7 protein-coding genes and 1 pseudogene are annotated in these 9097 nt (G+C 62.7%); 4 read left to right on the forward strand and 4 right to left on the reverse strand.

The window, feature by feature from the left end:
• A pseudogene (locus VIE67_RS04420) lies at positions 1–1071 on the forward strand (phosphomannomutase/phosphoglucomutase); the annotation flags it as partial.
• 21 nt (positions 1072–1092) lie between these two features.
• On the opposite strand, the gene VIE67_RS04425 reads toward VIE67_RS04420, so the two are convergent.
• Positions 1093–1740 (reverse strand): DUF4124 domain-containing protein, encoded by a 648-nt coding sequence (locus tag VIE67_RS04425; RefSeq protein WP_332023661.1) that lies wholly within the window; start codon positions 1738–1740, stop codon positions 1093–1095.
• 61 nt (positions 1741–1801) lie between these two features.
• Entirely contained in the window at positions 1802–2452 is a 651-nt protein-coding gene (gene pyrE / locus VIE67_RS04430) for an orotate phosphoribosyltransferase (protein WP_332023663.1), read from the reverse strand.
• Between the two features lie 133 nt (positions 2453–2585).
• On the opposite strand from pyrE, the gene VIE67_RS04435 reads away from it, so the two are divergent.
• Positions 2586–3353, forward strand: coding sequence for an exodeoxyribonuclease III (locus VIE67_RS04435; protein ID WP_332023665.1), 768 nt, complete (start codon positions 2586–2588; stop codon positions 3351–3353).
• Positions 3350–4645, forward strand: a complete 1296-nt coding sequence (locus VIE67_RS04440; protein WP_332023667.1) for an AmpG family muropeptide MFS transporter — start codon at positions 3350–3352, stop codon at positions 4643–4645. Before VIE67_RS04435 ends, VIE67_RS04440 begins: the two co-directional genes overlap by 4 nt.
• On the opposite strand, the gene VIE67_RS04445 is transcribed toward VIE67_RS04440, so the two are convergent.
• Both VIE67_RS04445 and VIE67_RS04450 read right to left on the reverse strand, forming a co-directional pair.
• Positions 4642–5760 (reverse strand): anhydro-N-acetylmuramic acid kinase, encoded by a 1119-nt coding sequence (locus tag VIE67_RS04445; RefSeq protein WP_332023669.1) that lies wholly within the window; start codon positions 5758–5760, stop codon positions 4642–4644. The two genes, VIE67_RS04440 and VIE67_RS04445, sit on opposite strands and share 4 nt — an antisense overlap.
• Positions 5761–5776: 16 nt before the next feature.
• Positions 5777–7219, reverse strand: a complete 1443-nt coding sequence (locus VIE67_RS04450; RefSeq protein WP_332023670.1) for an OapA family protein — start codon at positions 7217–7219, stop codon at positions 5777–5779.
• Positions 7220–7416: 197 nt separating this feature from the next.
• Here VIE67_RS04450 and tyrS point away from each other — a divergent pair, with 197 nt between their 5' ends.
• Positions 7417–8646 carry a tyrosine--tRNA ligase gene (gene tyrS / locus VIE67_RS04455; protein ID WP_332023672.1) on the forward strand — a complete coding sequence of 410 codons (1230 nt, stop codon included), beginning with the start codon at positions 7417–7419 and terminating at the stop codon, positions 8644–8646.
• Positions 8647–9097 lie beyond the last annotated feature (451 nt).

Raw genomic sequence — 9097 nt, forward strand, 5'->3', positions numbered from 1 at the left:
AATCCGCCCGACTACAACGGCTTCAAGATCGTGCTCGGTGGCGAGACGCTGTCCGAAGACGCAATCCAGAAACTGTACAAGCGCATCGTCCACCGCGATTTCACCAGCGGCGCAGGTGGTCTGCGGATGCTCGATCTGGCGCAGGAATATACCGACCGTATCGCCGCGGACGTGCAGCTGCAACGCAAGCTCAAGATCGTCGTCGATTGCGGCAACGGCATCGCGGGCGCCATCGCGCCGGCGGTGCTTGAGAACATCGGTGCGGAAGTCGTGCCGCTGTTCTGCGAGGTCGACGGCAAGTTTCCCAACCATCATCCCGATCCGTCCGATCCGCGCAATCTCAAGGATCTGATCGTGACGGTCAAGCAACTGAACGCCGACATCGGTGTGGCTTTCGACGGCGACGGCGATCGCCTCGGCGTCGTCACCGCAACGGGCGAGGTGATCTTTCCCGATCGCCTGTTGATGCTGTTCGCCAAGGACGTGCTCTCGCGCAATCCGGGTGCGACCGTCATCTACGACGTGAAATGCACCGGCAAGCTGCAAGCGCTGGTGCTGGAGGCCGGCGGCAGCCCGCTGATGTGGCGCACCGGTCATTCGCTGATCAAGGCGAAGATGCGCGAAACCGACGCCGCGCTCGCGGGCGAGATGAGCGGACATTTTTTCTTCAAGGAACGCTGGTACGGTTTCGACGACGGCATCTACGCCGCCGCACGCCTGCTCGAAATCCTCGCCGGTGATCCCGAAGGGCGCACCCCGCAGGCGATTTTCGATGAGCTGCCCAAGGGCGTCAGCACGCCGGAACTCAAGATCGAAATGGCCGAAGGCGAGCATTCCGTGTTCATCGAACGCTTCCGCACGGCGGCGAAATTCGACGGTGCGCGCCTGACCACCATCGACGGCCTGCGCGCCGACTGGCCCGACGGCTGGGGTCTGGTGCGCGCATCGAACACCACGCCCGCTCTGGTGCTGCGCTTCGATGCCGACAGCACGGCTGCGATGCTGCGCGTGCAGACCGTGTTCCGCAAACAGTTGCTGGCGGTGGACCCCAGGCTCAAGCTGCCGTTTTGAGCGACCGCCTTCGCCGCAGCGTCAGGGCTGGGTAGCCCCGGATTGCCTTGCGCGCACTTCCCGATAGTGCGCAATTTCAGCTTCCGACTTTTTCCCGGCGTCGACGCGCTCCTGCTGCTTGCGCGCGATGAATGCTTTCTGCGTATAGATGTTCTTGCGCAGCACCTCAATCTGCTGCTGCACGGGCAAGGGCACGGGTTTGCCGTTGCGCTCTAGGCTGGCCGCGTGCGCAAGCTGTTCGGAGAGGCTTTTTTCCTGGTCCGACTGACTCAGTTGTACGTTCTTGATCGTCTCGTCGATCACGTCGAGACGCGATTGTTGCGCGGCCTGCAGATCCTGCTCACTGGCGTACGCGCTCACCAGTTGCTGATCCGCCTTGACCTGCTCCTGCGTTTGTTTGCGCTCAGACGCCTGAGTCGCCGCTGACGCCTTATCGGCCTTGCGTTCCTCGTCGGTACGCGCACGATCGACATGCTTGACGACATAGCCTTGCTTGTCGACGACGTCGTAGCCGTTTTGCAGCGCTTCGGCCGGCAAGGTGTCGGTGTAATGCAGGCCGCCGTGCGCGTCCCTCCATTTGTAGCGTGTTTGGCCGGTGTTCGCTGCCAGCAACGGCAGTGAAGTCGCGACAATCGCAAGCGCGATCAGGAGTCTCTGCATCAATGACATGGCGGTTTTCTCCGTTTCGCAAAAGTATACGAGCGTCGGGCAGAACCCGTGGCGTTCGCGGTCAAGTATAAGTACTGGCATAAGCGCGCCGATAGGCATCGAGCCGCTCGCGTTGCGTGTCGAGCTCGGGCCGTTCGGCGATCAGCGCAAACAGTTCCGCAAGGCGCGCAATCGCGATCACCGAGATGCCGAACTCGGTTTCGACCTCCTGCACCGCGGATAACACGCCCTGGCCTCGCTCCTGACGATCGAGCGCAATCAGCACGCCGGCCGGCGTGGCGCCATGCGCGCGGATCAAGGCCATGGATTCGCGGATTGCGGTGCCGGCGGTGATCACGTCATCGACGATCAGCACGCGCCCCTTGAGCGGCGCACCGATCAGCACGCCGCCTTCGCCGTGACTCTTGGCTTCCTTGCGATTGAACGCGAGTGGCACATCGCGCTGTGTGGTTTCGGAAAGCGCGATCGCTGCAGCGGTGGCCAGCGAAATACCCTTGTAGGCCGGCCCGAACAGCATGTCGAATTCGACCCCTGAATTCAGCGCCGCTTGCGCATACGCGCGGCCGAGTGCGCCCAGCGCCGCGCCGGAGTCGATCGTGCCGGCATTGAAGAAGTACGGACTCACGCGCCCGGACTTCAACGTGAACTCGCCGAAGCGCAGCGCGTTCCTGGCGAGGGCGAGGTTGAGGAAGTCGCGTTGGTAGGCGAGCATGTGAGCAGTGAGCAGTGAGCAGTGAGCGGATATTAGCAATTCACCAGCACGACGCGCTGCTGCGCGTCACTGACGGTGCACTTGGCGCGGCGAATCGTCTACTCTTGCACCTCACCGCTCACCGCTGACAACCATGCGCATCCTCACCTTCAACGCCAACGGCATCCGCTCCGCCGCGAACAAGGGCTTTTTCGACTGGCTGAAAAAGCAGAATGCCGATGTGGTTTGCCTGCAGGAAACCAAGGCACAGGAGGATCAGCTCATCGACCCGATGTTTCGTCCCGATGGACATCATTGTTTCTATCGCGATGCGACGACGAAAAAAGGCTACAGCGGCGTCGCGATCTACGCAAAGCGTGAACCCGATGAAGTGCGCACCGTACTGGGCTGGGCGCCGTTCGACGACGAGGGGCGTTATATCGAGGCACGTTTCGGCAAACTCAGCGTAGTGTCGCTGTACGTGCCGTCAGGATCGTCGGGAGAAGAACGCCAGCAGTTCAAGTTCAAGGTGATGGACTGGATTGCGCCGATCTTCGATGCGTGGCTCAAGAGCGGCCGCGACTACGTGATCTGCGGCGACTGGAACATCGTCCACACTCGCGACGATATCAAGAACTGGTCGTCGAACCAGAAGAATTCCGGCTGTCTGCCCGCGGAGCGCGCGTGGCTGGATTTGCTGTTCAAGCAGCGCGGCTGGGTCGACAGTTTCCGCGCGCTCAAACCCGATGCGGTCGAATACACCTGGTGGTCCAATCGCGGTGCGGCGCGCGCGAACAATGTCGGTTGGCGCATCGATTACCAGGTCGTCTCGCCAACGCTGCGTGAAAAAGTAAAGGCCTGCTCGATCACGCCGGCGCCGCGATTCTCCGATCACGCACCGTATCTCGTCGAATACGCGTGAGCGCCGCGGCGAAGCCATCGGTATGGCGCGCATTTGCGCAGCCGGCAGCATGGACGATGTTGTTCTTCGGCTTTGCGTCCGGCCTGCCGTTCTTGCTGGTCGCCGGCACGCTTGCGTACTGGCTCAAGGAAAACGGAATCGAGCTGAAAAACATCACGATGATCGCCAGCGCCGGCATGTTGTACGCCCTCAAGTTCCTCTGGGCGCCGCTGCTCGACCATTGGCAGATTCCCGGTTTTGCGCATCTGGGGTTGCGCCGCGGCTGGCTGCTGTTCGCGCAGATCGGCGTCATCGCGGGTCTGGTCGCGATGGCGGCGCTGACACCGGCGCGGCTGGTTCCGTTCGTCTGCGCCACGCTGGCGGTCGCGCTCTTCGCAGCGACGCTGGACATCGCCGTGGACGCTTACCGCATCGAAATTGCGCCGCTGGAGGCGCAGGGTGCGCTGGTCGCGACGTATTCCCTGGGCTATCGCATCGGGTTGATCCTTTCTGGCGCGCTGGCCCTGATCTTGGCCGACCACGTCGCATGGAGTTGGGTTTATCTCGCGCTGGCGACGGCGATGCTGCTGCCGATCGTCGCCAATCTGCTCGCGCCCGAGCCGCAGGTCGAGCGCGCGCGGCCGACCCGTTGGAGCGATGCCATGCGCCGGAGCATCGTCGAGCCGTTCGCCGATTTCTTTCGGCGTTACGGTTGGCATCTGGCCCTGGTGACGCTGCTGTTCATCCTGCTGTTCAAGATTCCTGAGCAGGCGACGATTGGCGGCATCATGAGTCCGTTCTATCGCGACATGGGGTTTTCCAAAACCGAAATCGGAACGATCACCAAGATCTACGGCATCTGGATCGGCATCGTCGGCGTTTTTGTCGGCGGTGCAGCCGTCGCGCGTTGGGGCATCTGGCGCACCTTCGGCGTCGCGATCGTGTTGTGCGGCAGCAGCAACCTGTTTTATTTGTGGCTCATCGCCCGTCCGGGCAATCTTCTCGTGCTCACGGCGGTGATCTCCTGCGAGAACCTGACGCTGGGTTTTCTCGGGCCGCCGACGGTCGCGTTTCTGTCGTCGCTGGTGAACCGGCAGCACACCGCGACGCAGTACGCCTTGTTGAGCTCGCTGGTCAATCTACCCGGGAAAATCCTCGGCTTCTTCGCCGGTGGCATCGTCACCGCAACCGGCTACGGCATGTACTTCATCATCACGGTGCTTGCTGTCGCGCCGGCGGCGATTCTGTTTGTGTACCTGTCGCCGCGCTTTCGCGCGATTGAGCAAGCGGTGTTCGCGGAAAAGCGCGACTAGCTCTTGCCGAAATAGACTCCGCCCAGCACACGCGGCCCGCGCGCACCGGTGACGGTGTATACATTTTCCACGGGGCGGTTTTCCAAGCGTTCGCGCGCTAGCCAGGCGAAGGTCATCGCTTCGACGAAATCCGGATCGAGGCCGAGCGTGGCGACGCTGGCGATCGGGAGCGGCGCGAGCGCCTCGGCAAGCGCGGCCATCAGCACCGGGTTGTGCACGCCGCCGCCGCAGACGAAGACTTCGCGCGCATCGCGCGCCTGTGCGCGCACGGCGTCGGCGATGCTCAGCGCGGTGAGCGCGACCAGGGTCGCCTGCACATCTCTGGGCGCGAGCGCAAGGCCGCGCAGATGCGCCTGCAGCCAGCTCAGGTGAAACACTTCGCGGCCCGTGCTTTTCGGCGGCGGCGCGGAAAAGTAAGGATCGGACAGCAGACGCGCGAGCAGGGTCGCATCGACGTGGCCGGAGGCGGCGAACGCGCCATTCTTGTCGAAAGGCCGGTCCAGATGACGTTCGCTCCACGCGTCGAGCAGACAACTCGCCGGGCCGGTGTCGAAGCCGCGCAGCGGTTTTTTCGCATCCGCTGGCAGGATCGTGATATTGGCGATGCCGCCCAGATTGAGCACGATGCGCGTGCCGCCGGCGCGCGCGAGCATGGCCGCATGAAACGCGGGCGCCAGCGGCGCACCGTGGCCGCCGGCGGCGATATCGCGGCGACGAAAGTCGGCAACCGTCGTGATACCGGTCAGTTCCGCGATCACATTCGGATCGCCGACCTGCAGCGTATACGGCGCCGCGCCGAGCGGCCGATGGCGCACGGTCTGCCCGTGCGAGCCGAGCGCGCGGATCGCGTCCGCGGCAATATCTTCGCGTTGCAGCAGTCTGCCTGCGGCAGCGGCAAAGGCGCGGGCGACCTCGACATCGAGTGCGCCGAGGTCGTCGAGCGCGATGCGGCCGTCGCCCTGCGCGAGCGCGAGAATGCGTTCGCGCAGCCGCGTGGGATAGGGGTAGGCCAAGCTGGCCAGCAGCTTGGGCTTGCGATTGAATGTCGCCAGTGCGACATCGATACCGTCGACGCTGGTGCCCGAGATCAGACCGAGATACAGCGCGGCGGTCACAACATCTGCAACGCGATTATTTTGCCGACGCGAGTTGGGTGGCCTCAAGCGTCTTGAGTTTGGCGAGCATCGGCTGGGTCTGACTGCGGAAGCGCGCGAACTCGGCAGCCGGCAGCGGCTCGGGCTTGGGCAGGGTCACGGTCAGCGGGTCGCGATGCTGGCCGTCGACACGGAATTCGTAATGCACGTGCGGGCCGGTGGCGAGGCCGGTCATGCCGACAAACCCGATCGTCTGGCCCTGAGCGACGCGCTGGCCGATCTGTTCGGTCGCAAACCGCGACATATGCCCGTACAGGGTGCTGTGATGCGCGTCGTGCTGCACGATCACCACATTGCCATAACCCGATTGCCAGCCGCGGAAAGCGATCTTGCCGGCGCCGGCGGCGTGGATCGGCGTGCCGATCGGCGCGGCGAAATCGACGCCCTGATGCGCGCGCATCGTGCCGAGAATCGGATGCAGGCGCGCGGCGCTGAAGCGCGAGGTGACCTTGGCGAAATCAACCGGCATGCGCAGGAACGATTTGCGCAATGGCCGCCCGTCTTCGGTGTAATAAAGCGTTTCGCCGGCGCGGTTGGTAAAGCGGAACGCCGAGTAGCGCTTGCCGCGATTGATGAACGTGGCGGCGATGACGTTGCCGTCGCGCAGGCGCTCGCCTTCGCGGTAGACGTCGTCGTAGACCACGGTGAAGTTGTCGCCATCGCGCAGATCATGGGCGAAGTCGAGATCGTAACCGAACGCGTTGGCCAGCTGCGCCAGCAACGCATCGCTCATGCCGGCCGCTTCGCCGGCGCCGTACAGCGAACCGTCGATCGTGCCGTGCGCGACATGGGTGCGGCGCTCGATATTGCGCTCCAGCGTGGTCTGTTTCAGGCCGTCGGCGGCAAAGCTCGCGATCACGCGCGTATGCTCGTCGCGGTCGAAGCGCAGCGCATGCAATGAGCCATCGCCATTGCGCAGGAATGCGAACTCTTGGCCCGGATGGATATTGCGCAGCGCCGAGGTGTTGTTGCGGTCGTCGAGCAGACGCGCCAGATCGGCGGCACCGAGTCCTTGCTGCTGGAAAATATCGCCGAGCGTCTGGCCGGAGCGCACGTTGACGACTTGCCAACCGGTGTCGTCGACCAGTGGCTCGCTGTTCGCCGCATCGATCGCGGCAGACAGCGCGCTGTCGTCAGGCGATAATGCCGGCAGCGGTACGTCGAGCGTCGTGGGCGGCAGCGCGGCATTTCTTTCGCGCATTGCGGCGGCCCAGTTCGGCAGCACCGCGCCGGCAATGACGATCACGCTGACGACGATGCCGGCCAGAAACCAGTGCTCGCGGCGCCAGGAGATCGGCGCGGCTATGGTATTTTGTATAAATGTCCACTTTGTGCGTTGGGAGTGGAGATTGCCACGCCGGGCGGTGGTCGATGCATGCTTGTCGCGTTGCACGTTTGGATCGGATTCGTTCAGATTCACGGTTGGGGTCCGGCAAAACAGGCCGTACCATAACCAGTGAGCCCACCCTCGTCAACGCCTGATTTTACAAAGGTTTGCGGCTGGTTCCGCGGTTAACGAATAATTAACCCGAAGATCGACGAAGCTGAACGAAGCAGGCACGACATGCGCTCGTCCACGCCGATGATAATTATGGAAATGTATACTCCGAGGTACTCATGAGCGATTCGAAAGCAGCGCCGGACGTGCAGGCAGCGATGGATTTGATCGGCCGCGGCGCGGATGAAATCATCAAAGTGGAGGATCTGGCCGCGCGGCTGCGGCTCGGCCGTCCGCTGCGCATCAAGGCCGGCTTCGATCCGACTGCGCCGGATCTGCATCTGGGTCATACCGTACTGCTGAACAAGATGCGTCAGTTCCAGGACCTGGGGCATCAGGCGATTTTCCTGATCGGCGACTTCACCGGCATGATCGGCGATCCCTCCGGCAAGAACGTCACGCGCAAGCCGCTGACGCGCGAAGACGTGCTGGCCAATGCCGAAACCTACGCCGCGCAGGTCTACAAGGTGCTCGATCGCGAGCGCACCGAACTGCGTTTCAACTCCGAATGGTTCGGCCAGATGAGCGCGGCCGACATGATCAAGCTCGCCGCCCGGCACACCGTTGCGCGCATGCTCGAACGCGACGACTTCGACAAGCGCTACAAAAGCGGCCAGCCGATCGCGATCCATGAGTTTCTGTACCCACTCGTGCAGGGCTACGACTCGGTCGCGCTCAAATGTGACGTCGAACTCGGCGGCACCGATCAGAAATTCAATCTGCTGGTCGGGCGCCAGCTGCAGGAAGAATCCGGCCAGCCGCCGCAGATCGTGCTGACCATGCCGCTGCTCGAAGGCACCGACGGCGTCAACAAGATGTCGAAATCGCTCGGCAACTATATCGGCATCAATGAACCGGCCAACGAAATCTTCGGCAAGGTGATGCGTCTGTCCGACGATCTGATGTGGCGCTATTTCGAACTGCTGTCGTTCGCCAAGTCGCTGGCCGCTATCGCACAGATGCGCCAGGCGGTCGCCGCGGGCGCGAATCCGCGCGACTGCAAGATGGAACTGGCGGCGGAATTGACCGCGCGCTTTCACGGCCAGGCCGCGGCGGACGCGGCAATCCGGCACTGGCACGAGGTCGTGCAAGGCGGCGGCGTGCCGCAGGATATTCCCGTACAGACACTAGGCGTGCCTGCGCAGGGCATTCGTATTGGCGCGTTGCTCAAGGCGGTGGGACTCGCGCCGAGCACCTCCGAAGCCTTGCGCAAGCTCGGCGAGCGCGCGGTGCGCGTCGATGGCGAAATCGTCGGCGATCGCGACTTGACCCTGCTCTGCGGCAGCGAATACCTGTTGCAACTCGGCAAGCGCGGCTTTGCGCGTGTGAAGCTGATCGCGGATTCGTAACACGGGGTTATTCTCAGGGAATTGGTGCGGCGCACCAACAGGCACGTCGCGGACGTGAACGCAAGCAAAAAATTCTTCGTAAAACCCCTTCCCAAACTGGATCGATATCGTTAGGATTCGCGCCCCTTCGATGCGTGCGGCCGCCGCCGGCCACCGTCGAACGGTCTGGAACCAAAATCACCGGCAAATTTTTCCTCGAAGGTGTTGACGGTTCCGAAAATGGTTGTATAGTAGGCGGCTCTCTTGGGCGAAATGCTCAGGGGCGCAAGACGAAAAATCTTGCACGAATTCGATCTTTGACAGTGTGCGCAGGTGACTTGTGTGGGCGCCTTGGGATGGATGTTTAAAGTCCATCGAATCAAGAGCGTCCCAAGCCTCGATCCTTGCAGAAGGATCGTAATTTGAGTAATCAAAGTAGCTTAGGTCTCTCTCTAAAGTTATGTTCAGGACG

Origin of the sequence: Rudaea sp. (assembly GCF_036560865.1) — a bacterium.
Taxonomy (GTDB): Bacteria; Pseudomonadota; Gammaproteobacteria; order Xanthomonadales; family Rhodanobacteraceae; genus Rudaea.